22 protein-coding genes and 2 pseudogenes are annotated in these 23,900 nt (G+C 59.7%); 19 read left to right on the top strand and 5 right to left on the bottom strand.

The window, feature by feature from the left end; translation table 11 throughout:
- Positions 1–177 precede the first annotated feature (177 nt).
- From ribA to A3AC_RS0118585, 3 genes and pseudogenes are all read left to right on the top strand, one after another.
- Positions 178–828 carry a GTP cyclohydrolase II gene (ribA, locus tag A3AC_RS0118600; protein WP_025600729.1) on the top strand — a complete coding sequence of 217 codons (651 nt, stop codon included), beginning with the start codon at positions 178–180 and terminating at the stop codon, positions 826–828.
- Positions 829–1,049: 221 nt separating this feature from the next.
- Positions 1,050–1,923, top strand: a pseudogene (locus tag A3AC_RS31315) (tyrosine-type recombinase/integrase); the annotation flags it as partial.
- Between the two features lie 286 nt (positions 1,924–2,209).
- On the top strand, positions 2,210–2,632 hold the full coding sequence (locus A3AC_RS0118585) for a nuclease-related domain-containing protein (RefSeq protein WP_025600725.1): 423 nt from the start codon (positions 2,210–2,212) through the stop codon (positions 2,630–2,632).
- Between the two features lie 1,595 nt (positions 2,633–4,227).
- Here the strand turns inward: A3AC_RS0118585 and cysC are convergent.
- Positions 4,228–4,761 (bottom strand): adenylyl-sulfate kinase, encoded by a 534-nt coding sequence (gene cysC, locus A3AC_RS0118575; protein ID WP_232231963.1) that lies wholly within the window; start codon positions 4,759–4,761, stop codon positions 4,228–4,230.
- On the opposite strand from cysC, the gene A3AC_RS31070 reads away from it, so the two are divergent.
- Positions 4,669–4,929: a hypothetical protein gene (locus A3AC_RS31070; protein ID WP_232231966.1), complete on the top strand. Its 261-nt coding sequence runs from the start codon at positions 4,669–4,671 to the stop codon at positions 4,927–4,929. The genes cysC and A3AC_RS31070 overlap by 93 nt on opposite strands.
- A gap of 220 nt (positions 4,930–5,149) precedes the next feature.
- Here A3AC_RS31070 and A3AC_RS29325 read toward each other — a convergent pair.
- The 3 genes and pseudogenes from A3AC_RS29325 to A3AC_RS0118550 form a co-directional block, all read right to left on the bottom strand.
- Positions 5,150–6,576 (bottom strand): annotated as a pseudogene (locus tag A3AC_RS29325) (mannose-1-phosphate guanylyltransferase/mannose-6-phosphate isomerase).
- Positions 6,577–6,776: 200 nt separating this feature from the next.
- On the bottom strand, positions 6,777–8,774 hold the full coding sequence (locus A3AC_RS0118555) for a capsular polysaccharide biosynthesis protein (protein ID WP_025600717.1): 1,998 nt from the start codon (positions 8,772–8,774) through the stop codon (positions 6,777–6,779).
- A gap of 1 nt (position 8,775) precedes the next feature.
- The gene (locus A3AC_RS0118550) at positions 8,776–9,927 is read right to left on the bottom strand and encodes a glycosyltransferase family 4 protein (RefSeq protein ID WP_025600716.1); all 1,152 of its coding nucleotides are present in this window, start codon (positions 9,925–9,927) and stop codon (positions 8,776–8,778) included.
- 236 nt (positions 9,928–10,163) lie between these two features.
- Between A3AC_RS0118550 and A3AC_RS0118545 the strand changes: the two genes are divergently transcribed.
- From A3AC_RS0118545 to A3AC_RS0118500, 10 genes are all read left to right on the top strand, one after another.
- The gene (locus A3AC_RS0118545; RefSeq protein WP_025600715.1) at positions 10,164–11,321 is read left to right on the top strand and encodes a polysaccharide biosynthesis/export family protein; all 1,158 of its coding nucleotides are present in this window, start codon (positions 10,164–10,166) and stop codon (positions 11,319–11,321) included.
- A 128-nt stretch (positions 11,322–11,449) separates the two neighbouring features.
- Complete coding sequence (locus A3AC_RS0118540) at positions 11,450–12,580, top strand: capsule polysaccharide export protein (protein WP_025600714.1); 1,131 nt, start codon at positions 11,450–11,452, stop codon at positions 12,578–12,580.
- The gene (locus A3AC_RS0118535; RefSeq protein ID WP_025600712.1) at positions 12,573–13,376 is read left to right on the top strand and encodes an ABC transporter permease; all 804 of its coding nucleotides are present in this window, start codon (positions 12,573–12,575) and stop codon (positions 13,374–13,376) included. The genes A3AC_RS0118540 and A3AC_RS0118535 overlap by 8 nt, the downstream gene beginning before the upstream one ends.
- Positions 13,373–14,017 carry an ABC transporter ATP-binding protein gene (locus tag A3AC_RS0118530; protein WP_025600710.1) on the top strand — a complete coding sequence of 215 codons (645 nt, stop codon included), beginning with the start codon at positions 13,373–13,375 and terminating at the stop codon, positions 14,015–14,017. Before A3AC_RS0118535 ends, A3AC_RS0118530 begins: the two co-directional genes overlap by 4 nt.
- Positions 14,014–15,099: a WavE lipopolysaccharide synthesis family protein gene (locus A3AC_RS0118525; protein ID WP_025600708.1), complete on the top strand. Its 1,086-nt coding sequence runs from the start codon at positions 14,014–14,016 to the stop codon at positions 15,097–15,099. Before A3AC_RS0118530 ends, A3AC_RS0118525 begins: the two co-directional genes overlap by 4 nt.
- A complete protein-coding gene (locus A3AC_RS0118520) occupies positions 15,092–15,850 on the top strand; it encodes a glycosyltransferase family 2 protein (protein WP_025600707.1) in 759 nt (252 codons plus the stop codon). Before A3AC_RS0118525 ends, A3AC_RS0118520 begins: the two co-directional genes overlap by 8 nt.
- Complete coding sequence (locus A3AC_RS0118515; protein WP_025600705.1) at positions 15,847–16,476, top strand: hypothetical protein; 630 nt, start codon at positions 15,847–15,849, stop codon at positions 16,474–16,476. The genes A3AC_RS0118520 and A3AC_RS0118515 overlap by 4 nt, the downstream gene beginning before the upstream one ends.
- Before the next feature lie 14 nt (positions 16,477–16,490).
- The gene (locus A3AC_RS0118510) at positions 16,491–17,123 is read left to right on the top strand and encodes an HAD family hydrolase (protein ID WP_025600704.1); all 633 of its coding nucleotides are present in this window, start codon (positions 16,491–16,493) and stop codon (positions 17,121–17,123) included.
- The gene (locus tag A3AC_RS0118505; protein ID WP_025600703.1) at positions 17,120–17,854 is read left to right on the top strand and encodes a glycosyltransferase family 2 protein; all 735 of its coding nucleotides are present in this window, start codon (positions 17,120–17,122) and stop codon (positions 17,852–17,854) included. The genes A3AC_RS0118510 and A3AC_RS0118505 overlap by 4 nt, the downstream gene beginning before the upstream one ends.
- Positions 17,851–18,189 (top strand): cupin domain-containing protein, encoded by a 339-nt coding sequence (locus A3AC_RS0118500; protein ID WP_025600702.1) that lies wholly within the window; start codon positions 17,851–17,853, stop codon positions 18,187–18,189. The genes A3AC_RS0118505 and A3AC_RS0118500 overlap by 4 nt, the downstream gene beginning before the upstream one ends.
- A gap of 227 nt (positions 18,190–18,416) precedes the next feature.
- Here A3AC_RS0118500 and A3AC_RS30460 read toward each other — a convergent pair whose 3' ends face one another.
- Positions 18,417–18,872, bottom strand: a complete 456-nt coding sequence (locus A3AC_RS30460; RefSeq protein WP_156924637.1) for a hypothetical protein — start codon at positions 18,870–18,872, stop codon at positions 18,417–18,419.
- A 6-nt stretch (positions 18,873–18,878) separates the two neighbouring features.
- On the opposite strand from A3AC_RS30460, the gene A3AC_RS30455 reads away from it, so the two are divergent.
- Genes A3AC_RS30455 through A3AC_RS0118475 form a run of 5 tightly spaced genes read left to right on the top strand, consistent with a single transcriptional unit; the run spans position 18,879 to position 23,900 of the window.
- On the top strand, positions 18,879–19,961 hold the full coding sequence (locus tag A3AC_RS30455) for a hypothetical protein (RefSeq protein WP_156924636.1): 1,083 nt from the start codon (positions 18,879–18,881) through the stop codon (positions 19,959–19,961).
- Between the two features lies 1 nt (position 19,962).
- Positions 19,963–20,598 (top strand): hypothetical protein, encoded by a 636-nt coding sequence (locus tag A3AC_RS0118490; protein ID WP_025600700.1) that lies wholly within the window; start codon positions 19,963–19,965, stop codon positions 20,596–20,598.
- A gap of 2 nt (positions 20,599–20,600) precedes the next feature.
- A complete protein-coding gene (locus A3AC_RS0118485; protein ID WP_025600699.1) occupies positions 20,601–21,818 on the top strand; it encodes a sulfotransferase family protein in 1,218 nt (405 codons plus the stop codon).
- Complete coding sequence (locus A3AC_RS0118480; RefSeq protein WP_232231960.1) at positions 21,818–23,116, top strand: capsule biosynthesis protein; 1,299 nt, start codon at positions 21,818–21,820, stop codon at positions 23,114–23,116. Before A3AC_RS0118485 ends, A3AC_RS0118480 begins: the two co-directional genes overlap by 1 nt.
- Positions 23,109–23,900: an SDR family NAD(P)-dependent oxidoreductase gene (locus A3AC_RS0118475; RefSeq protein ID WP_025600696.1), complete on the top strand. Its 792-nt coding sequence runs from the start codon at positions 23,109–23,111 to the stop codon at positions 23,898–23,900. Before A3AC_RS0118480 ends, A3AC_RS0118475 begins: the two co-directional genes overlap by 8 nt.

Raw genomic sequence — 23,900 nt, 5'->3', positions numbered from 1 at the left:
AATTCATGTAGCTCGCGCCTTCCGGTCTTTTTGCGGACGCGTCTCGCGCCCCGGCAGTGCATGATCCGGGCGCCACGCATGGGCATCCGGGTGTAGCGGGCCGATTAGCGGTAAACTCCTGTCCGTACCTTATCCCCGGTTTGATCGGGTTCATGTCCAGCACCACTGTCTAACGCCATGCTCACGTCTCACGATCCGTCGCCTGCGGCAGACGGCGCAATCAACGGCGAATGCGTCGTTCTCGACGCCACCGCCACGCTTCCCACGCGCTACGGCACGTTCACCTCTTACGTGTTTCGCGTGGTCGAAAGCGGCGCCGAACACCTCGCGCTCGTGATGGGCGATGTCGCCGACAAGTCCTCGGTATTGACGCGTTTGCACTCCGAATGCCTGACGGGCGACGTGCTCGGTTCTTATCGCTGCGATTGCGGCGAGCAACTCGATCTCGCGCTGCGCTATATCGCCGCCGAGGGCTGCGGCGTTCTGCTGTACCTGCGCGGCCATGAAGGCCGCGGTATAGGCCTGTCGAACAAGATTCGCGCGTATGCGCTGCAGGAGCAGGGGCGCGATACTGTCGAGGCAAATCTCGACCTCGGTCTACCGGACGATTCGCGCGAATACGACTCGGCGGCGGGCATTTTGCGCACGCTGAAAGTTACCTCGGTCCGCTTGATGAGCAACAATCCAGAGAAGTTCGACACGCTCTCGAAGCACGGCATTCCGGTGTGCGAGCGAGTGGCGCTCGCCATTCCGATGCGCGAGGAAAACGAGCGCTATATCCGCACGAAGCAGCTCAAGTTCGGGCATTACTTCGACGAAAACGAATAGCGGGAGTTCGGTACTTGTCCGCGGTGGCCTGCGGCGAGCCGAAATGATCCGCAAGTAGTTGAAAAGTAACGGTAAAACCGAGATATTCATCGCCAGAGTAGGCGCATCAACGCTTATCTCTGTGCGCTAATACTTGCGAGCTCGGCGTAGGTTTTTTGGCATTGCCAGCCAAACCTACGCCGCATATTCTTCCCTCAGAAAAAACCTACGCCGAGGGAAGAATGCGCTTTGATGCACGGGCCGCGGCCAAGCTGCCGAGCGGCGATCACATGACTTTCGAGGGGTTCCCGGGGCTGCGCCTGCAAGCCTCAACGAACCGTAAATCGTGGACGTATCGCTACAAGTCTCCCGTCGACAGCCGCATGCGACAGGTGAAGCTCGGTGAATGGCCGGCAATGTCGTTCGCCAATGCCATCGCTGCATGGGAAGAGCCGTGTCGAGCGAAACTCTGGAGCCGAGCTCTCGGCCCTGCGTCGACAGCCGAAGAAAGAGGCTACTCGCTCATCGCCGGACGATTACACCGTCAGACAGCTGTGCCGTGACTATCTGCAGGGGCATGTGGAAGTCAACCGGAAGACGAAGGGCGCAGTGGAGGTAGCACGCATGTTCAAGGCGATGCTAGGGCCTATCGCGGATATGCGTGCGGCTACCATCACGCGCGCCCAGGCTTTCGACCTGCTTGAATCCTATCGATCGACGCCGATGCTCGCGGCTCGCCTTCGCATGGAGCTTGGCGGCGCCTGGCATTACGCGCTCGATGCCGGTCGGCTTCCCGAAAACACCGCGAACTGGTGGAAGGAAGTTCTAAGAGGGCGACTGAAGAGTAAGGGGCGTAAGGTCGAAGGCCAATATATCGGGACACAAAAACGGGTGTTGTCCGTAGACGAACTTGGCATATTGATCCGGTGGTTGCCGAATTTCAGTTTGACTGTTGCTGATGCATTGACGCTCTATCTGTGGACGGGTACAAGGGGCGGCGAGATCGTCGCGATGGAGAGCACCGAGATCGCAGACGAAAGCGATGGTTTCTGGTGGACGATTCCCAAGCACAAGACCAAGGGGCTTCATAACGAGAAAGCAACGGATCTACGGGTGACCGGTAAGCGCGGACGCTCATGGTTCGACGCAATTTTGCAGTACGGTTGATGATAGTAGACGCCGTGCTGGATCACGGTCTGGTCCATCGCCGCCCCACGGGACGTGGGAAACAGGACAGTAACGACAGAGATCTGAAACGCCAGTTAGAGGGGTTGGGCGACGATGTGAAAATCTGGTTGGCACCGGCGCGTTCGATTGGGACGCCGATGGCCGCGTGGGCCAAGTTGACGTTCTCGGTCACGTAAGACGGGCCGACGCCGTTGCGTGTCTGCTGACGTTTCCTATGAACGAGAATTCAACGAACACCGAGATCTACGTTGGGGGGAAGATCGAGCATGCCTCAGAGCGCAAGTTCATTGCGTCCGCCCTGTCATGGTTGTGTGATCAGGGACTCCATGCGGTTGTTCTTGCCAATATCGAGATCGATGGTCGGCAAATAGATTGCATAGTCGCGACGAACAATTTTGTGTCCGTCGTGGAAATCAAGGCCAGTCAACTTCCCCTTCGCGGTGATCTGAATGGGGCTTGGTCGCGGTTGTCAGCTTCCGGCGAATGGACCGACTACACCAACGCTTACCAGCAGGCGGTTGGGGCAAAAAACCGCGTTCGCGACGCAATGCAGGCAATCAAGCCGGGGGGAGTTTTCACCCCGATCGACTCGTGGTGTTCACGGGTCACGTCGCATGTTTTCACGCGGTTCACGTGAGCTACGAGGCAAGCGGGTCACCTGTCTTCGGGCGAAAGCCGCGTGTATTGGTCTATCCCGCACTGGTGCTGCGTGGGGCGGACAACATGCTTCTGACGGTGCTCGAGGAATCTGAGGAGTCCTTGCTCGAATACACGAAGGACGAGACAACAGACGAAGTCTCTCTGGGTCCGCACGTCAACAAGCTTGCTGCCGGCGCCGCAGCGCTACTGGCGCGAACGGGAGAGCAGCTAGACCTTGAGCTTCGGCCCCGCCGATTGTCGATTTTCCTGGATTCCCGCGCGAGCCGATGCACAAACCGGCGGTCACACGGCCGCTGGCGCATTCGAATCCCAGAGAGCGCGATAACTGGGTCATTGTCACTGGCCAAGCGCCCCACTTTGTCAAAACTGGCCCGGACGTGGACTGCAGATTCCATAAATGGAGCGTCTGCAATGCCGCTCGCCTGGCGGCAGGACCATCTGCGATCTCTAGGCCTGTGTTGTCGGTACCGAGGGCTCTCTTCATCGACGAAACGTCTCACCACTGCGCACACCGTGACGTCATGGACCGCAGAGAGCCACGTTGTCAGATACACATGATCGATGCGAGCCTTTGTTGTCGCAGCTGCACCTTTGTCTCGGATTGTTGGCCCGGTAATATCCGCCCGCCGCTGCCGTGTGGCACATAACAGCCTGTTGAGATGGCGAGACTGCGGCCGCTCGTGAAGCGAGCAGGATGTGCGAGAAAGTCTCGCCTGCAAGTTCCGCGACATCCGGCGCACGTTCGACGTGTTGTTCGCGAATCTGCTGCGGACCTTCACGCGGCATGGGCGCTTTGCTGAGCGTCAATCACCGCGCCAGATAGAGGCCGAACGACTGGTACGCCCTCCCAGAGCGGACATCGCTTGGCGCCATCACGACGGCCACTTTTGGCCCGAACTCTGCCGGATATCTCTCGCCAATAGCGGTCTTACCTGCGTCAGCAAACGGCTCGCCTCCCTCAGCGTCGCGCAAAGCGACCAGCCAGACGCTCAACAATCTCGACCACCATCGTCCGGTCGTTACCGCTGAGCTTCGCCAGAAGCTGCTCCCTACGTGGCGGCCGAGTGTCGGTCGAGCCATCCGCCAAATCAACGTCCGCACGATTTCCCGCATCAAGGTCCGGCCCCGCATGCGTGGTAAGTATTTCGTCATGTAAATTTGGGATAGGAGAAGTATTGCGTGTCAACCGCAGGGCAACTTTTTCAAGGATGGCAGTGGCGGCGGGGGACGCTTACCACGTTGAAGGTATGCGGCGGATTGTTCGGACGTAGGCAGTTCACGGGAGATCAGCTTAAGAATCCACAACTGGTGGATCTTGAGCGCCTCGCAGGTCAGCCGGATTGTGATAAATCGGCCGGCCGCGTCAGGGACAAGAGCGTCGGCGAATGCGTCGACGTCGCGCGCTGGCCGATAATGCGCGCTCGGCTGAACACCATCACCGCCTCGGGGCGACTATTTCACGTTTGCCGTGCCGATCCCGGTCTGCGAGCCGGGCTCCGATATTCCGCTGACCGACGGCGATCTGGAGAGCTTTGGTGCGGGAGTTCGCGGGCGCGACAATCCGGCTGCGCGTTAAACCTGTTCGATCGGCAGCTTTTGCAGGATCGCGTCGACGCAGTCCTGCTTGCTCATTCGAGCGGTCTGCACATGAACTTCATGGAAGGCGGGCGGCTCGTAAGCGGAGCCAATCCCTGTGAACTGGCGGATCGTGCCCTGGCGGGCCAGCGCATAGAGGCCCTTAACGTCGCGTGCTTCTGCGACATCGAGCGGGGCATCGACGAACACTTCGATGAATTCGTTCTCGCCGAAGAGAGCCCGAGCGGATTCGCGGGCGGCACGGATCGGCGAAATCGTCGCTACGATCACCACGAGACCGGCATTGACCATCAGCTTCGCCACCTCGGCAGCGCGCCGGATGTTTTCGCCGCGGTCAGCATCCGAGAAACCGAGATCCTTGTTCAGTCCAAGACGCAGACTGTCGCCATCGAGCAGCGCGGTGTGCAGGCCGCGCGCGTGCAAGGTTTGTTCGAGCAAATTGGCGAGGGTGGACTTGCCGGCGCCGGATATTCCGGTCAACCAGATGGCGAACGCGCGTTGGCCCTTGATGCGCGCGCGGTCCGATGGCTGGATGCTCGTCAGGCTTTCAACGACGATTTGCGCTGGCTCTCGTTTCATATGGTCTTGTGGTTTGCGCGCTATAGCCGCCTGGCCGCGCGCGCAACTCGATATGCATTTTGTTGTGCTGGCAATGAACTCGAATCGATTCGAGAGTGACAGAGCCGGCGCTTACCCGTCTGGATTGGAAGCTTATTCCAGCGATGATTTTAGAGTCAGGTGTATGGTTTTGGAAACTATTCTTAAATAATTCCGGTATATGCGTTTACCGAGACGGCTTTGAAACGATAGCGGGGGTGAGGTGCTTTGGTTAGAAACAGACAGCCCGGTTACGCGTCGACGGAGAAAGGGGGGCGTCTATTAAACGCCCCGTTTGCGATTACGAGCCGGTGCGCCCGTAGTTGTCTTCGAAACGGACAATGTCGTCCTCGCCGAGATAAGCGCCGGATTGAACTTCAATCAGTTGGAGCGGAATCCTGCCGGGATTCGCGAGCCGGTGCGTCACACCTAGTGGAATATATGTGGATTGATTTTCGCTCAGCAAAATCTGTTGGTCGCCATTTGTCACAAGCGCGGTGCCCTTCACGACGATCCAGTGTTCGGCGCGGTGATGATGCATCTGCAGGCTCAATTGCGCGCCCGGATTCACGACGATGCGTTTGACCTGGAAACGCTCGCCCTGATCCACGCCTTCGTACGAACCCCAAGGGCGCACGACGCGCGGGTGCGTGACCGATTCGCCGCGCGTCGCCTTCGTCAGATGCTCGACGACCTTGCGCACATCCTGAGTGTGTCGCGATGAGCCACCAGTACCGCATCGGTAGTTTCGACGATGACGAGATCTTCCACGCCGATCGCAGCCACCAGACGATGCTCGGCGCGCACATAGCTGTTCGAGACTTCGTTGAGAAAGACGTCGCCCAGTGCCGCGTTGCCCGAGTCGTCCGCCTGTGCGAGTTCGGCCAGTGCGGACCATGAACCGATATCGCTCCGGCCTAGATCGTTTGCCGTAATCACCGCGGCGCGGTCGGTTTTTTCCATTACCGCATAGTCGACTGAAATGCTCGGGCAAGCCGTGAACGCAGCCTCATCGAGACGCAGGAAATCATGATCCGCGCGCGCGAGCTTCAGCGATTGCGCGGCCTGTTCCGCGACCCGCGGCTGATACCGGCGCAATTCCTCCATGAAGGTGGACGCCTTCAGCATGAACATGCCGCTGTTCCAGTGGTAGCCACCGTCAGCGAGAAAGGTCTGTGCCGTTTGCGCGTCGGGTTTCTCGACAAAAGCCTCGACGCGCCAGGCCGGCGCGTCCTAACCGAGCGATGCGCCGCGGCGGATATAGCCGTAACCGGTGTGCGGCACGGTTGGCGCGATGCCGAATGTGACGTGATACTGGTCGCTCGCGACATGCGCCGCGGCATGCACGGCCTGCGCAAAGGCCGCGTCATTGCGGATCGCGTGATCGGACGGCAACACGAGCAGCAGCGCCTCCGGCGACTGTTCGAGTGCAATCAGCGCCCCCACGGCGATGGCCGGCGCGGTATTGCGGCCGACCGGTTCGAGCACGATGGCGGCGGCCGTAACGTCGGCCTCGCGCAATTGCTCGGCGATCAGAAAGCGTTGATCGTTGTTCGCGATGACGATCGGCGCAGCCATGTGATCGACGTCGCGCGCGCGTAGCGCGGTTTGCTGAACGAGCGTGCGTTCGCCTGCAAGGCGCAGAAACTGTTTGGGATAGCCGCCGCGCGAGAGCGGCCATAGACGGGTACCGCTTCCGCCACAAAGAATTACCGGATGGATGGTCATTGTCGATTGAATCGCGGAGTGCGGCCGACGAAGTGGCGCCGTGGATATTCGTTCGTGGTGCGATGGATGAAGCTGCCGTCAGCACGAGTCCAGGTGACGGACAGCTTGTACTGCGCACGCCCGGAGCTCCCCGTTCCCAGCGTCGGACGTGTCGCCCCGCATTCTATCTGAACGGTTCGCGCGGCATTATACAGTCCGATTTAACCGTTGCGTCTTTGCCTGGCGCGCCAGGCCCAGTGCGTGAACGCGTTGCGGGACCAGCGTGCGGCTTTGAGCCAGACGCGCAAACGATCTCCTTGAACGCGCCGTAGCGCACGCGCGGCGCCAGGCGCGAGGCGGGCTGCAACAGCTTCCGGCGTCGTAAAGAGACCAAGTTGCCAATCCCAGTAGAGCGGGTAGCGCAACAAGGCGCCTGCCGTGAGCATATCCAGCGTGAGCGTGCGCTCGCGCCAAGGCAGCGGGGCCAGTGCATCGCGCGTGAGGCCCCAGCCGGCGTAGAAGGGCATCCCGTAGGCGTGCACTTCTTTGTCGCGCAGCAGTGCATCGAAACCGGCGAGCGAGGAAAGCGTGTGCACCTCGTCGCTCGCTTCGATCAGGGAGAGCACATCGGCTTCGGTATCGACGACGTCGGCGAGGCGCTGCGCATCGATCAGGCCGCTGCGGTTGCCCGACATCACGTCCGGATGTGGCTTGTAGACGATGAAGGCGTCCGGGCGGCGGGCGCGCACTTCCTTGAGCAGTTCGTCGGCCGTCGAAATGGCGCGTGTGCCGAGGCGGATCGACGCGTCGTCCGCGACCTGGCCGGGTACGAGGACGACGCGTTTGCCAGCAGGCGCGAGCCATGCCGGGCGGCGACGGCCGAGGTTGTATTTGGTGACGCCGCTGCGCACGATCTGCGCGCGCAGGCGCGCCGCGCGTTCGAGTTCTTGCTCGCTGAACAAAGTTTCGTTGAGGAGCACGGAAAGATCGCTCGGGCGGCTAGCGTCAAAATAGAGTCCGCGCGTGTCGATCACCTGGCTATGCGGCGCATTCATGTCCGAGCCGAGGCCGAGGGAATGAAGGAAGCCGTCTTCGATGCGGATGTGGCGCACGCCGTTGGGCAGACCGTCCGCGCTGCGGGCACCCCAGAGCGCAGCGCATTCGTGTGGATTCACGGCGGCGGTAGAGTCAGCCCAGCGTAGTGCATGGCCGCCCGCGCTCAGATAGGGCGTGGCGAACGGTCGCTTCCACCACTGGAATCGCACGCCGGCGACGTTGCCGAGTGCTTCGAAACGCGCGGCAATCTGGCGTTGTAATTCGAGGCTGTCAAGCAGTGCGTGAAGACTGCCCGGCGTGTGACTGGCGGGATCCAGATAGCGGCCGAAGCGCAGATACGCGATATCGAATAACGCCGCGAGCGATGGCCGAGTTTGTCGGGCGGGTTGTGCGCTCTCGTCGACCGTAATTCCCCAGCCAGCATACCAGGGCGTACCGAAGAGATGCAGCGGCACGTCGGCGAGTAATGCGTGCAGGCCTTCCGGCGCGCCTAGCGTATAAACGCAAGCGACATGGTCGATCGTTGCGCATGCCGAACTTCCGGCGTCCGCTACTTGTGTGTCTCGCGGCAACACGTGGCATGCCTCGGAAAGCCAGCGCCCTCTGCCGGCGGCGGACGACCGGACCATCCACAATTGCGCGTGGGGATGGGCGGCGCGCGCCGATTTCACCATCCGCCCGAACGCGGCGCGCCGCGAGTGCGCCCAGCGGGGGTCATGCGCGACCGATGCGCGCTCGTCTATGACAAGCACCCTATCGCTCGGCATCGAGGCGAGCATTGCTGGCGGGCAACGCGGCGTGCGATGCGCCGGGTCGAACGCATGGAGTGCGCGCACGCGCGCCATGAGCGCAGCAATGTCGGGCGCAATTCCGGCATTGGGATCGCGTGCGAGCGCGTCATCGATCAATTGGCCAAACGTCGCTGGCGACGCATTGGCATCGGGCACGCAAAACCAGGCGAGCGTCGTGCCGCTTCGACCCTGATGCACCCACAGGGGGCTCGGCCACGCCACTTCGCTGCGGCGGCCCATCAGTCGTGCGATTGCGAGTGCGATGCGTCCGGCAATGCTGTCGCGCCAGATAACGTTGGATCGCCCCGAAAGCCAGCCGAAAGTGCGCAGGCCGCGCTTGCTCATGACGGAAGCGGTTGCGGGGCTGCTCATGCTAGTTCAGCGAGGCGAGGAACGGGTCCAGCGCCTCGAAATGATCGGCCCATGTAGGCGCCCGAAACCGCTCGATACGCAGGAGTTGTGCTGCGCGCATGGCGCTGCCCGTGGCGGCGTAGGCTTCCACGCATGCCATCCAGCCTAGTCCGTCGAGCGGGTCGAGATAGTCGGGAATATCGTCAGCGATTTCGCGAAACACGCCGAGGTCGCTCGCGAGAACCGGCACATTTAGCGCGAGCGCTTCGACGAGCGGTATGCCGTAGCCTTCAACGAAAGACGGGAAGAGCAGTGCTTGCGAATGCTGTATCCAGGTGCGCAGATCTTCGTCGGAGCAGCCGTGCAGTTCTATAACGGCGTCTTCAAGCTGGCTGCAACGCTCAAGCATGTCGATTGCGTTTTCGCACTCCCAGCCGCGGCGGCCGATCACGACCAGTTTGGGCGCGGCGACACCATGCTTCTCCACGAGCCTGCGCCAGACCTGAAGCAGGAACCAGTGGTTCTTGCGCGGTTCAATCGTGCCCAGCACGACAAAATAAGGGCCGGCGATAGGCGGGGGATGCGCTGTGCGCTCAGTGATCGCTGGGGCGAGGCGCGCCACGACACTGGCAGGCATGGGCAACGCGGCGCGGTTGGCTTCCGCAGCGAGCATGTTCAGCGTGTCCTGCGAGTTGGCGATCAAGCCGTCGGCATGAGTGAGCGCAGTATGGATGCGCTTGCGATGCGCCACGTCCACACCGGGGCGGCAGAATTCAGCGTGAGTGAGCGGAATCAGGTCATGGACCATGCATACCGTGCGCAAACCGCGTTTTTTCATCGCGTTGTAATAACGATGAAACTCCATACCGTTATGGCTGGTGTGGAGGAGGACACCTTTGTCCCTGTTTTTTAACCGAGGGCCATTAATACAGGCGCGCGCAACGAGTTTGCGAATTGCAAAACGTTTGCGCGCGCCGGAAACAATCATTTCAAAGGCAAATTGTGAGTCTTTGCGCGAAAGGACTGTAGAGAAACCGCGCTCGCTTAGTACGGCGTCCGCATTCGCTCCGTAACGCTCGACATAGGCGATACCTACGCGGTCGACACCAGTGGGCAGCAAGCCGTCGTAGAGGCGCGTCAACAGCCGCGTGACGTCAATAGAAATCTTATGCACCGGGTAATCTTGGCTTCGTTTTAAGCTTTAAAGCACTACATCCTTCCTGACCCGGCTGGCTCTCGCACACCGCTCCTCAACGCTATTATCTTGCGCGATGCGAGTAACGAGCGTTGCTTACCAGAGTCAAGAACTTCTTTTCACGCGTAAGGCATTTTCCGCATAATTGTTACTATCTGCAACATCTTTTTACAAAAACATGCGAGAATGCCGCAAACTTTTTTACGAGAAGTCGGATGCGGGCGGTTAGACATCAATTGTTTTCAGCTGCAGTGTTGTTGCTGTGTGGTTGTTCAGCCATTCCGGCATCAGGGCCTAGCGGATCCCAGGTTGAGAAGGCGGCCGAGGTCTCAAATCCGGGGCGCATAGAATTGGTCGACGTCACTGACGACGTGGCGCGTCGACTATTCGCCAATCGCAGTCATACGGATTTCGCCTCGACGCTGGGTGGCGACAAGCCCTATCAACTCAAGCTAGGTAGCGGCGACGCTGTGGAAGTGTCGATCTGGGAAGCGCCGCCAGCCATGCTCTTTTCGAGCACCGGCACGGACTCGCTAAATTCGTCGTTGAGCGGTTCGCGTGTCACTACGCTCCCGGTGCAGGTGATCGACGCCAGTGGCGATATTCACGTGCCATTCGCAGGGACTATCCCCGCTTCGGGCAAATCGTTGCACGAACTGGAGCGCTCGATCGCCGCTGCGCTCAGCGGCAAAGCTCATGATCCGCAGGTAATCGTACGGCTCTCGAAGAATGCCAACGCCTATGTGACGGTGGTTGGCGACGTGGCCTCCAGCACAAGAATGGCGCTTACGCCTCGCCGCGAGCGTCTGCTCGACGCGCTTGCCACGGCTGGCGGCGTAAAGCAGCCGATAGGCAAGACGACAATTCAGGTCACACGCGGCAACACGGTAGAAACACTGCCCCTGCAAAGCGTCATCAAAGATCCGCGCCAGAACATCGCCTTGATGCCGGGCGACGTGGTAACGGCGTTGTTCCAGTCTTTGAGCTTTACGGCGCTGGGCGCGTCAGGCAAGAACGAAGAGATCAATTTCGAAGCGCAAGGCATCACGCTGGCTCAGGCCTTGGCGCGTTCCGGGGGATTGAATGACTCGCGCGCAGACGCGAAGAGCGTTTTCGTTTTCCGCTTTGAGAAGCCCGATGCGCTGTCGTGGCCACAACAACCGGTCGTGCAAACCGCGGATGGCCGCGTTCCCGTCGTGTATCGAGTCGATCTGAAAGATCCGCGCAGCTTTTTCGTGGCGCAGACATTCATGATGGATGACAAGGATCTGCTCTACGTCTCCAACGCGCCGATCGCCGAAATCCAGAAGTTCCTGAATGTTGTTTTCTCAATCACTTATCCGTTTGTGAATTCAATTCAAACATTCAAGTAGTCCTTCATGACTTTGCATTCCCCTTTCAATTCGCGTTGCGCGGGCTGATGACGGCATTTGTTCTGTGCTTCGGACGCCCGCAACTGCTTGCTTAGCAAAGAACTAGGGATCTTCAGAATTTTTAGTCGATGAAACACAACAACATTGAACGCGATGCGTTTGTGACGCGCGTGCGGGGAGCTGTACGTAGCCGCTTTTTCTGGATCGTCGTCGTGCCGACGACTATCGTCGCGTTGTACTTTGGCATCTTTGCCTCCGATATCTATGTATCGGAGAGCCGCTTCGTGGTGCGTTCCCCCGACAAGCAATCGCAAACCGGTCTGGGTGCATTGCTCCAAAGCTCGGCGTTGGGGCAGACGCAGGAAAACGTGTATGTCGTTCACGATTTCATTCAGTCGCGGGATGCGCTCGCGGAGTTGCAAAAGCGCCAGGATCTGGTGGGTCTTTTTGGATCGCACGGCGTCGACTTCGTAAGCCGCTTTGGCGTGTTTGGATTTCAGCGCAATTTCGAAGGTCTCTATCGATACTATGACCGCCGCGTGGACGTGGATATCGACTCGACCTCGGGCATCACGACCCTGCGTGTGAACGCGTTCACAGCCGCTAGCGCGTGGTCTATCAACCAGTCGCTGCTCGAATTGGCGGAGCAGCTCGTCAACAAGATGAATGCGCGTTCACAGGCAGACCTCGTGGACTCGGCGCATAAGGAAGAAATTGCGGCGGAGGATCGTGCGCAGGCTGCTGCTGCAGCGCTTTCACGCTATCGCACTGCGGAGCAGATTTTCGACCCCGAGCGGCAGTCGACCCTGCAATTGCAGCAAATCGCGCGTTTGCAGGACAGCGTGGTCGCGACCCAAACGCAAATCGCGCAACTGAGTGCGTTCGCGCCGGACAACCCGCAGCTTCAGACGCTCAAACAGCAACTCAAGGATCTGAAAAAGGAGTCGGAGAGCCAGATGCAGGGCGTGGCCGGCGGCAGTCAATCCCTGACCAAAAAGGCGGTTGAATACGAACGACTCAAGCTAGAGCAGTCATTTGCCGATAAGCAGTTGAACCTTGCCATGGCGACGCTCGAATCAGCGCGCAACGAAGCACTACGCAAGCAACTCTATCTCGATGTTGTCTCGACCCCAAATCGGCCCGATGTCGCAACCCGGCCTCGCCGCATTAAATCCATCCTTGTCGCATTCGTCGCGAGTCTCGTGACGTGGGGCATCGTGAGTCTTTTGATGGCCGGTGTTAGAGAGCACCATGACTGATTTTTCCAATATGGGGAATAGCCCGTCCCATTCAGTCGCGCTGCAAATTCGTTCTATTCGCGCACTGCTCATGCGCGAAGTGCTTACGCGATACGGGCGCCACAACGTGGGATTTCTCTGGCTATTTCTCGAGCCGATGCTGCTGACGCTTGGCGTGACGCTGCTCTGGCATTTCACGTTCAAGGAGCATGCGCGCAACCTGTCGATCACGGCATTCGCCGTCACGGGTTACTCGTCGGTGCAACTTTGGCGAACCACGGCTGGGCGCTGCATTCATGCAATCCAGCCAAATTTGAGTTTGCTCTACCACCGTAACATTCGCGTTCTCGATATTTATTTCTCGCGCATTCTGCTGGAGCTTTGCGGCGCCACCGCGGCGCTGGTCGCGATGTTGTGCGTATTCTCGGCGGTCAATTTGATCGCGCCGCCGGACGACCTGTTTCTTATGCTTGTCGGCTGGCTGCTGCTCGGCTGGTTCGGTGCGGCGTTGTCACTGGTACTGGGTGCGGGCAGCGAACTGACGGAACTGGTCGAGCGCTTCTGGCATCCGGTGTCCTATGTTCTGTTTCCGCTCTCTGGCGCGATCTTTCTCGTGCAATGGTTGCCGAGCGCTTATCGAAACGCCGTGCTCTGGATTCCGATGGTCACGCCTCTCGAACTGATCCGTGGCGGCTACTTCGGAGGTTCTGTGACGCCCCATTACGACATCCCCTACGTCGTGAGCGTAAACATGCTGCTCACGCTGGTTGGGCTCTATCTGTGCCGCCTGGCCGAAGCGCGGATCGAACACGAATGATCGAGCTCGACAAAGTCACCAAGTATTACCCCACGCGCAGTGGTCGGCGGCTCATTCTCGACGATGTCAACATTCGATTGTCGAAGGGCGAGCGCATCGGCATCCTGGGGCGAAACGGTTCGGGGAAGTCCACGCTTTTGCGGCTTTTGAGTGGCGTGGAGAAGCCCAGTTCGGGGTCCGTCACGAGGCGCATGAATGTGTCGTGGCCGCTCGCTTTTGGCGGAGCATTCCAGAGCAGTTTGACCGGGCTGGATAACCTGCGATTCATCTGCCGGGTCTATGGCGTGGCGTTTGACGATAAGGTTGAATTTGTCGAGCAGTTCGCCGAGCTTGGCGCGTATCTGCGCGAACCGGTTAAACGCTACTCCGCGGGTATGCGGGCGCGCTTGTCATTCGCGCTGTCGCTTGCGATCGATTTCGATTGCTACCTGATAGATGAAATCATCTCCGTTGGAGATTCGCGCTTCCACGAAAAGTGCCACTACGAGCTTTTTGAGCGCCGCGGTGATCGCGCGTATGTGCTGGTGTCGCACGATCCGGCAATGGTCGAGCGCTTCTGTCGACGTGCGGCAGTATTGAAGAGTGGACAGCTGCGCGAGTTCGGCAGCATCGGCGAAGCCTACGGCTTCTATCAAGAATGAACGCCATGAGTGCCGACCGAGCGCACGCATTGACGCCGATTACAGATGAGGACATTACGCTCGTATTTCAGGGCGCGTGGACGGCGGATGCGCGTCGCCATATCGAACGCTCGCGCGAAGCGATGCCGGGTGCGCGTGTTGTGGTCAGCACGTTCACGGAGGACGATGCGAGCCGGGCGGCAATGCCGGACGTCGAGTGGGTGGTGTCGGAGGATCCGGGACCGCTGCCGGCCTACAAGCGCGGTGCGCGCGCGCCACTCAATAACGTGAATCGTCAAATCGTCTCGTCGCGCGCCGGACTTGCGAAGGTCAAATCGAAGTACGCGGTGAAGATCCGTACGGACTGCGCATTGTCGTCACGTGCGTTCGCCGACATTTACGCACGCGTGACGCGCGATGAAATCGCGCCGCGCCGCGTGCTGGCAAGCAGTATCTACACGCTCCATCCAGATGGAATCGACGCGCTTCACTTCCATCTTTCGGACTGGTTTTTTTTTGGACCGACTGAGCGATTAAGCGCTTACTACGATATTCCGTTGATGGAGAACGAGGACGCAAAGTGGTTCGCCGACGATCGCAGGCATAGGCGCGGTAGCCACTATTTCGCACGACGGTATCGCGCGCGCTTCGCGCCGGAGCAATACTTGACCGTGGAATATGCAAAGCGGCTCGGTTACTCAACGCCGTCGTTTCTAAACGACACGAGCGATGCAATCAAGGAGTCCTACCTGCGGTTCCTCGGAGAGGAGTGCATCGTGAGCGAGCCACAGGCTCTCGGCCTGGAGTTCGAGAAGTACGCGCACGTCTCGCGTTCCCATTACCAGCACTTCAATTGTGTCTGGGGGCGCGACTGGTCTGAACTCTTTGACGCAGCCAAAGAAGCGACAAGGTTCACCGCGTCCGGCCTCACGCGAGCACCCGCACGACAGATGTCCGTATCGGCTCATCGACGCACCGTTGTGCGGGCGATGCGACGCATCGACTTCCTTTTACCCGTAATCGCCATAACGGGCCTTATGCCTCTAGTGGGCGACATGCTTGGCTTTTATCGAAAACTAATAGGATTCAAACTAGATGCTTAACATTGTGGTTCCGATGGCAGGCGCCGGAAGCCGTTTTGCGAAAGCAGGTTACCTGGACCCCAAGCCCCTGATTCCGGTAAACGGCGTGCCGATGATCCAGCTAGTCGTGCGCAATCTCGCGCCCTCCACGCCGCATCGCTTCATCTTCGTGTGTCAGCGTGCGCATATCGAGCAATATGGTCTGGTCGAGAAGCTTGAGCGTTGGGCGCCGGGCGCGGCAATCGTTGCGCTCGACGGCCTGACGGAAGGCGCGGCCTGCACGGTGCTGGCCGCCAAAGTCTACATCGACAATGACGACGCTCTCATGATCGCGAACAGCGATCAATACGTCGATATCGGCATCGATGCTTATCTGGCAGAGCTCGATAGTCAAAAGCTGGACGGCCTCATCATGACGATGTGGGCAGACGATCCGAAGTGGTCGTTCGTCGGTATGTCCGATACCGATCTCGTTACCCGCGTCGTGGAGAAGGAAGTGATCTCCAATGAGGCGACGGTCGGAATCTACAATTTCCGCAAAGGGCGCGAATTCGTGCGCGCTGCCGAGCGCATGATCGAGCGCAATCTGCGCGTGAACAACGAATTCTATGTCGCGCCCGTCTATAACGAGCTGATCGAGCAGGGGCAGCGCATTGGTATTCGCAGCATCGGACGGGAAGCCGATGGCATGTATGGTCTCGGCACGCCCGCGGACCTCGATCTGTTCCTGAATCTGCCGGTCTGCAAAAGGGCAACGGAGCTGAGCCTGTGAAGATCCTTTCGCATCGCGGCTACTGGCTCCAGAAGAGCGAGAAAAACACCGATACGGCGTTCCATCGTTCATTCGATCTGGGCTTCGGCACAGAGACGGACCTGCGCGACCGTCTGGGCGAGATCGTCATCTCTCACGATCCGGCGAATTCCGAATCGAAAGCATTCGACGATTACGTGTCGTTGCTGGGCGATCGCAATTTGACTCAAGCGTTCAATATCAAGGCCGATGGCCTTGCCGAACCGCTGCACGCCGCACTCGCGGGCAAACAACTGGACTGGTTTGTATTCGACATGTCCATTCCCGACATGCGCATGCACATCAAAGCCGGCAATCCGGTCTTTGCGCGGATGAGTGAAGTCGAACGGGATATTCCGTGGTCCGACGCCGTGAGCGGTGTCTGGCTGGATGCGTTCGACGCGAACTGGTACAGCGCGTCGACGATCGCCAACCTGCTCGGGCGCGGTCTGCGCGTTTGCGTCGTATCGCCCGAACTGCATGGGCGCGAGCACCTTGGCCTTTGGGAGAGCTTGCGAGGCTTCGTCAACGATGACCGCGTCCTCATCTGCACCGACTTCCCTGAAGACTGCCGCCGCTTTTACAGCCAGGCGTTTCCTAACCAATAAGAAGAGTGAAGAACATGATCAAGGCAGTAATCTTCGACATGGACGGCGTACTCATCGAAGCCAAGGACTGGCACTACGATGCGCTTAATCGCGCGCTGGAGCTGTTCGGTTACGCGATCAACCGCCTCGAACATCTGACGATGTACGACGGTTTGCCGACCAAGAAGAAGCTTGAGATGCTGTCGATTCAGAATGACCTTCCGCAGAATCTGCACGGATTCATCAACGAGATGAAGCAGATTTACACCACGGAACTCGTTCACGCGCATTGCAGACCGCGCTTTAACCACGAATTCGCGCTCTCGACGCTGAAGGCCAGAGGTTACAAGGTGGGCGTCGCATCGAATTCGATCCGTCACACGATTGAGCTGATGATGCAGAAGGCCGGACTGGCGCGATACCTCGACGTCGTCCTGTCGAATGAAGATGTCGTGCAGGCCAAGCCGCATCCGGAAATTTATCTGAAGGCCATGCAGGCGCTCGGTTGCGAACCCCACGAGTGCGTGATCGTCGAGGACAACGAGAACGGCGTGAAGGCAGCGCGCGCTTCGGGTGCTCATGTGCTCGTCGTCAAGGACGTGGAAGAAACGAATCTGGAAAACATCCTGGCGCGCATCCGTCACGCCGATGAAGGAGTTGCAGCATGAACATACTCATCCTTGGAGCCGGCGTTGCTCCCATCGAGGCAGCCGACGGTGGATATCCGCTGCTGCTAGCAGAAATTGACGGTGTACCGCTGATCCAGCGCGTGCTGGAAACCACCCGGACATTGTCGAACGGTCGAGTCATCGTGGCTCTGCGCAAGGCCGATATCACGCGCTTCCATCTCGGCAACGTAGTCAACATTCTGAACGCCGACGCAAAGGTGATTCCGGTGAACGATGGCGTAAAGGGTGCGGCGTGCACGGCCCTGCTTGCCGCGCCGTACCTCGACGCAGAAGAGGAACTGCTGATCCTCAATGCGAATCAGTTGCTTGACGTGAATTTGTCGGAAACGATCGAGTCTTTTCGCTCGCGTGGCCTGGACGCGGGACTCATCACGTTCACGTCGGTTCATCCGCGCTACTCATATGTTCGGGTCGGTGACGATGGACTGGTCACCGAAGCGGCCGAAAAGCGCCCGATCAGCCAGCATGCGTCGGCGGGGCTTTACTGGTTCGCCGACGGCCGGCAGTTCGTGAGCGCTGCGAAGTCGATGATTCGCAAGGACGCGCACGTCGAAGGCGACTTCTATGTGACTCCCGTGCTCAACGAACTCGTCCTCGATCAGCGTCGCATCGGCGTGCATCGTATCGACAATTCGAAATATCAGCCGATCAAGAGCGAGCGCCAGTTGAGCCATGTTGAAGCGCATTTCGACCATGGAGTCCACGCATGAAAGCATTCAAGCTCGACGACATGATCAAGGGCTGGTTCGTTGGTGGCTTTGAGCCGACGGCCTTTTCCACCGACGCTTGCGAAGTCGCAGTCAAGACTTACGCCGCTGGAACACGTGAAGAAGCGCATGTGCATCGCATTGCGTCCGAAATCACGGTCATCGTTTCGGGGCGTGTGCGCATGGTTGGCAAGGAGTGGACGGCAGGCGATATCGTTGTCCTCTCTCCTGGCGACGTCACCGACTTCGAGGCACTCACCGACACGGTGAACGTCGTCGTCAAGACGCCTGGCGCCCGCAACGACAAATATCTTGTTGACAGTGAGTCATGCCAGTAACGAAGCTCGTTCACTATAAGGCGCTCAGTTACACCCTCGTCAGCGCGAAGACTGCACCGGCACTTCCGGGGCACGTTCTGACGCTCGCTGACGGCGGCGCTCATGTCGTTACGTTCCGGTCTCTCAAGGGACGGAGCGCGGACAACGTCGTCAAGCGGGTACATGCCGCGCAGCGCTTTTCCTGGATCAGCGCGCCACACGTGGTCTTGTATGGCATCGCCGCAGATTCACCGCTCGCGCCGCTGATTTTCTGGGATGTCGCGCACGCGGCCGAAGTCGGCTCGACCATCAGCGTGATCGGCGATACATCGGACACGGCGTATTACCTGCGCGAGTACTTCAAGGAAGGCCTTGAGCTTACTGGGCAGACTGCAGAAGGCATGGTGTTCAGCAAGCGAGCGCCGCTGCCGGCGGAGCGTGACACGGGTCTGGACGCATGGACTTTCGGTATTCCCGTGGGTCCGGAAGACGCGACGCTCCTTAACAAGGTCGTAGAGCGCATTCTTGAGATCAAGCTGCCCAAGAAGGAAATTCTTCTGTGCGGCCGGCCGGGAAAGAATTTCGCCTATTTCGATCAGGTGCGCATCGTCGGGGAAGACATTCCGGCGCCGCCTGTGCAGATCAGCGCGAAAAAGAACCGCCTTGCTGAAGAAGCGTCGCATCCGAACCTGTGCATCATTCACGATCGTGTGTTCCTGCCCAGCGACTTCGGCGAAGTCGTGCGCGATTTCGGCGATCACTACTCGTTCACGACGTTGCAGAGCGTATTTTTCGACGACAAATACAACCTCGTGCCGCGCCGCTATTCCGACTTCGGGGTCTCGCACCGGGTCCGGGGGCAAACCGTTCGCGGCGTGATGCGCGATGACGCGATCGAAAATCCAAGCGAGTTCGCGCCCAGCGTGCATGCGCTGACGGAACTGCAGGGTTATCAGACCGCGAACGCATTGCGCCACGGCCAAGGCAACTATCCGACGGGCAGCATGTATCTGTGCAAGCGCGCAGTGTGGCTCGCCTGTCCTCAGAATGAAAACCTCTTCTGGGTTGAGTTCGAGGATCTGGAGCACGCCTATCGCGCTGCGGACCACGGCATTCCGAGTCGTGTGAATCCGTTCGGAATTACGCAGTCGCTCGTCGCCCGCCCGCTGCTGTCGAGCGTGGGCGGAACGATCATTGAGAATGCGCGGGGGCGGGGCACGCGGGAGCGGGCATGGACTGAGGCGCTGCCGATTTCACGAAAGCCGGCAGTCAAGGTTGCAGCGTCACGTGCGCTGGAAACCATGAATCAGTTTGCGCGCAAGTACGTACCAGAGACCATCCGGACCGAGTTGCCGATGGCAACGGTTCAGCGTTCGCAGCGGCGTATCTCGTGGATCATCGACACACTGGCGCGTGCGCGCGTTCCCGTGCGTCATGACAAGCTGCGCCAGTTCGTCGCCGATTTCGAAAAGCTTTTGGTGTTCGACCAATTGCCGGTTTCGTGGGTGGAGCGCGCACTGCATCGCTTCCTGGACGATCGCGTTGATCCGGTTCGGGCATTTGTGCTCGAGAACGGCATCTTGCAGAACCATCTCGCGCTGCGGCCGAAGGGTGAGTTCTTCTTCAACAGCCTCGACGACTATTTCCAGGCTCGCTCATTGCGGTTGTGGGCTGGGACGTTGCTTTCGGCGCTCTATCTCCATCGACGCCGACGTGACGTGATTTTTTTGCAGGGCGGTCCGCTGTTTTATTTCCGCGCGCTTTTGAAGACAACACCTTTTCTGAGTCGATAACATGCATACCGTTTGCCTCCCGGCCTCCTGCTGGTTTTCGGAGCGAGCGGCGAGCACGACGGTTATCCGTCGTGTTGCGAACCGTTCGTCCGCCGATCCCATCTCGCTCGTCGTCGATCATGAAACGGTCTTGCGTCAGGAGTCCGCAGTGCAGGACGGACGCGGCCTTATGGAGATTGCGTTCCGTGATTGGGTGAAGACGACAGCCGGTGACGGAGAGGTCATCGACGTCGAGGCCATCCGCGCGGCGTGCCGTGCGATGAAGGGCGACACTCTGGTCGTTCTGGAGGCGTCGGGCTTTCGTTCGGAGATCATCGTCGAAGCGCTTGCGCAGGCGCGCATCGGCCTCTATTCGCTCAATGCGTGGCCTGATGTTTTCGTGATCGTTGTCGACGATACCCAGAAGTTTCAGATTGCGCCCCTTCTGTCGACCGCATTCCACATCCAGCCGTCGATTCTTGCGCCAACTTCAGTCCAGCGCATTACACAGCAGCTGGCGGACGACGGGAAACTTCATCGTCTCTTTGGGCGCAACCTCGGCACGGCTGCCATTCACATGCGCAACTGGCTTAAACGCCGCCAGGCGAAAAAAGACAGTAAAGCGCTGCGAGGCGTGGGTTGGTTGTGGGAGGAGTGAACATGGAGTACCCGCAAGCCGAAGAACTGTTCTGGCTCGTTGTAGGCGGCGCGCCGCGCAGCGGCACGACAGCGCTGGGCGCCGCGTTGAACCAGAGCGGGGCGGTCGCGCTCTTTCACGAATACGCGTCCAAGAAGCTCTTCGACGCGCTCGATGTCCTCTTTAGCGAAGAGGCACGCATGCGCGCGTTTGCCGACTTCGACAATTTCGCTCACCTGATGCCCGTGCGCTCACGCGACGAGCAAGCCATCGTGCGCAGCGTCTTTCGCGCCGTGTTTGGCAAGGAAGCGCGCTTCTTCGGAACGAAGTTTCCAGGGCATCACGCATGGCCGCAACCGAACTATCCGCAATGGCTGGGTCTCAAGGAGATCCACATCACACGCGATCCGTTCGACGTGGTGTTGTCGATGCTAAAGAAGGATCACGGCGAGAGCGTGCGTCCGGAGGATGTCGAGAACGCCCTGTTTGGCTGGATCCACGCCTGGAACTATGCGGTTGGGCGCCACGGTGCCGGCGATTTCCTTAACGTGTTCTACGACGATCTCGTGCTGGACAACGCTCGTTGGCAGCAAAGCATTTCCGGCTTTCTCGGCGGTATCGACGACTTTTCTCTCGCGAGCTTTCGCAAGGTCAGCGAGCTTCCTGTGCACGACAAATTCGCGCGCGCCAACATGTCGGAGCATTTGCCGTTCATCGAATCGATAGCAGAGGTGAACGGCTGGGCGAGCGGTGCGTCGGCGTCGCTCGAAGCCGGACGCAAGATTGGTTTTCCGCTGCGCACGGATCAGGCAATCGACTTGCGCAACACCGGCAACGGCTCGCGGTATATCGATCACGGCTTTTATCCGGCTGAGCGCGACGGGGCGTGGACCCGTGGCACGCTCAACGACGTCCTGTTTACGCCCACGGAGGATTACGAGGGCGCGTTGGCAATGGCGCTCGACATCGTCTGGGTCGCGGAGTTGCATGGCAAAGGGCGCGACGTGATGATTTCGCTCGACGACCGTACCGTGTTTCACTCGCGCCTCTCGTTGGGTCAGCGCAACGGCACCGGCATGACGCTCAGCGTCGTGGTGCCTGACATGAGGCTCCAGCCGCGTCGCGCAATCAGCCTGAAGATTCAGGTTCTCGATCCCGTCAATCCTTGTCGCGAAGGTCTAAGCGGAGATGATCGAGAGCTTGGAGCCATGGTGCGGTCGATCACGTTTTCGAGGCTCTAATGTCGGCCAATCTTCGTGCGATGCGCGTGGCTACGAATACTCGCCAAGCCGACTTTCGGGATAACGTGCTGTTGAGCGGCGGTCCTTGCGCACGCCGTTCCTTTCTCGCGCTGCAGGGCACCGCTTCGCCATTCTTCGCCGAATTGGGGCGTGCTCTTGTTGCTCGCGGGCACGACTTCACGCGCGTGAACTTCTGCGGAGGAGACCTCGCTTACGCGAACGTCGGGCAGCAGGTGAATTTCGCTGGTCATGCGCAAGAGCTTCCAGGATGGTACGCGTCGGCAATTTCCCGGCATGGAGTGACCGACGTGGTGCTGTTCGGCGATTGCCGCGCAATTCATTGGCCCATGCACGCCGTGGCGCAAGCCGAAGGCTGCCGCGTTCACGTGTTCGAGGAAGGCTACGTGCGACCCTGGTGGGTAACGCTCGAGAGAACCGGCGTAAACGGGCGCTCCGAGATGCCGCGAGACGCGCAGTGGTATCTGGATCGTCGCGAGGAAACGCCGCCGTGCCCGACTGGCGTGCAGACGCCGTATAACCTTTTCGAGCGGGCATACCACGATATTCGCTATCGAGCGGCTAATGCGTTGTACGCGCGCCGCTTTCCGCACTATGCGTCTCACCGTCCGCGCAATGGACTGGTGGAGTATGCCGGACTGGCAAGACGTGCTGCCTTGTCACGCGTACACGCGCAGCATGCCAACAAGGTCATCAAGGATCTGCTCGCATCCGGAGACGACTATTACGTGTTTCCGCTGCAACTCAATTCCGATTCGCAGATTGTCGTCCATTCGCCATTCGAGGGCATTCGCGACGTGATCGATCGAGTGATGCGGTCCTTTGCGGCGCACGCACCTGCCAGGTCGATACTGGTTATCAAGAATCATCCGCTCGACACCGGCCTGATCGACTACCGGCGTATGGCACAACAGCTCGCTCGCGAGTTGGGGATAGAGAACCGCCTGCGCTTCATCGACTCGGGACACCTGCCGACCTTGCTCGACAACGCACGTGGTGCGGTGGTCGTGAACAGCACGGTTGGGCTATCCGCGCTTCATCACGCGTTGCCGCTCATGACGCTTGGTACGGCGATTTACTCGATGGCCGGGCTGACGTGGCAAGGCACGCTGGAAGCTTTCTGGCACGACGCTGCGCCGCCGGATATGGCGCTCTACCGCGCGTTCCTCGACTACGTCGTGCATCACACTCAAATCAACGGCGACTTTTATACCCGTACGGGCATCGACATGGCTACAACGGGCGCCGTTCGTCGGCTCGAGGCGGTTGCGCATGCGTAACGCAAGCGTTCGGTCGCGCCACGTCGCCATTACCGGAGCCAGCGCCGGCATTGGCTGCGCGCTCGCGCTTGCCTTTGCTGCGCCGGGTGTGACGCTCGGCCTGGTCGCCCGTAACTCCGAGCGCCTCGAAGCGTGTGCCCAAGCCTGCCGCGAAAAAGGCGCTCGGGTGCTCACGGCCTCGCTCGACGTTCGCGACGCCGCGGCCTTGGGCGACTGGCTGAACGCATTCGATACCGTTCACCCCATCGACCTCCTCATCGCCAACGCGGGCGTAGCGAGTACGCTTGCCCATGTCGACGACTGGGAAGGGCGGGAACGCACGGCGACGATTGTCGACACCAACTTCTACGGCGCGCTCAACGCCGCGCTGCCCGTCATAGAACGGATGCGCGTGCGCCGTCGCGGCCACATCGCCTTGATCAGCTCCATCGCCGCGCTGCGCGGCATGGCAATTTCCCCCGCCTATTGCGCCAGCAAGGCCGCGCTGAAAGCCTGGGGCGACTCGGTGCGCCCCGTGCTCGCACGCGACAACATTCGCGTCTCGGTCGTCCTGCCGGGCTTCGTAAAAACGGCGATGAGCGACGTCTTCCCCGGTGAAAAGCCGTTCCTCTGGTCGGCCGACAAAGCCGCCCGGCATATTCAGACCAAACTCGCAATAGGCCGCGCAGAAATCGCTTTTCCGAACGTCCTCGCCTTCGGCATGCGCCTGCTCCCACTTCTGCCAGCCACACTGGCCGACGCCATTCTCGGCCGTCTGTCCTATCTACCGCGCGAGGAGCGATAG

Source organism: Burkholderia sp. WSM2230 (genome assembly GCF_000472445.1).
GTDB lineage: Bacteria > Pseudomonadota > Gammaproteobacteria > Burkholderiales > Burkholderiaceae > Paraburkholderia.
This window is presented reverse-complemented; position numbering and strand designations above follow the sequence as displayed.

What these genes read in the sequence shown, in the direction of transcription:
- A3AC_RS0118545 (WP_025600715.1), top strand. Translation starts at nt 10,164, where the DNA reads ATGCGGGCGGTTAGACATCAATTGTTTTCAGCTGCAGTGTTGTTGCTG.
- A3AC_RS0118505 (WP_025600703.1), top strand. Translation starts at nt 17,120, where the DNA reads ATGAACATACTCATCCTTGGAGCCGGCGTTGCTCCCATCGAGGCAGCC.
- A3AC_RS0118480 (WP_232231960.1), top strand. Translation starts at nt 21,818, where the DNA reads ATGTCGGCCAATCTTCGTGCGATGCGCGTGGCTACGAATACTCGCCAA.
- A3AC_RS0118530 (WP_025600710.1), top strand. Translation starts at nt 13,373, where the DNA reads ATGATCGAGCTCGACAAAGTCACCAAGTATTACCCCACGCGCAGTGGT.
- A3AC_RS0118525 (WP_025600708.1), top strand. Translation starts at nt 14,014, where the DNA reads ATGAACGCCATGAGTGCCGACCGAGCGCACGCATTGACGCCGATTACA.
- A3AC_RS0118540 (WP_025600714.1), top strand. Translation starts at nt 11,450, where the DNA reads ATGAAACACAACAACATTGAACGCGATGCGTTTGTGACGCGCGTGCGG.
- A3AC_RS0118490 (WP_025600700.1), top strand. Translation starts at nt 19,963, where the DNA reads ATGCATACCGTTTGCCTCCCGGCCTCCTGCTGGTTTTCGGAGCGAGCG.
- A3AC_RS0118585 (WP_025600725.1), top strand. Translation starts at nt 2,210, where the DNA reads ATGAACGAGAATTCAACGAACACCGAGATCTACGTTGGGGGGAAGATC.
- A3AC_RS0118555 (WP_025600717.1), bottom strand. Translation starts at nt 8,774, where the DNA reads ATGAGCAGCCCCGCAACCGCTTCCGTCATGAGCAAGCGCGGCCTGCGC.
- A3AC_RS0118535 (WP_025600712.1), top strand. Translation starts at nt 12,573, where the DNA reads ATGACTGATTTTTCCAATATGGGGAATAGCCCGTCCCATTCAGTCGCG.
- A3AC_RS0118475 (WP_025600696.1), top strand. Translation starts at nt 23,109, where the DNA reads ATGCGTAACGCAAGCGTTCGGTCGCGCCACGTCGCCATTACCGGAGCC.
- A3AC_RS0118500 (WP_025600702.1), top strand. Translation starts at nt 17,851, where the DNA reads ATGAAAGCATTCAAGCTCGACGACATGATCAAGGGCTGGTTCGTTGGT.
- ribA (WP_025600729.1), top strand. Translation starts at nt 178, where the DNA reads ATGCTCACGTCTCACGATCCGTCGCCTGCGGCAGACGGCGCAATCAAC.
- A3AC_RS0118485 (WP_025600699.1), top strand. Translation starts at nt 20,601, where the DNA reads ATGGAGTACCCGCAAGCCGAAGAACTGTTCTGGCTCGTTGTAGGCGGC.
- A3AC_RS0118520 (WP_025600707.1), top strand. Translation starts at nt 15,092, where the DNA reads ATGCTTAACATTGTGGTTCCGATGGCAGGCGCCGGAAGCCGTTTTGCG.
- A3AC_RS0118510 (WP_025600704.1), top strand. Translation starts at nt 16,491, where the DNA reads ATGATCAAGGCAGTAATCTTCGACATGGACGGCGTACTCATCGAAGCC.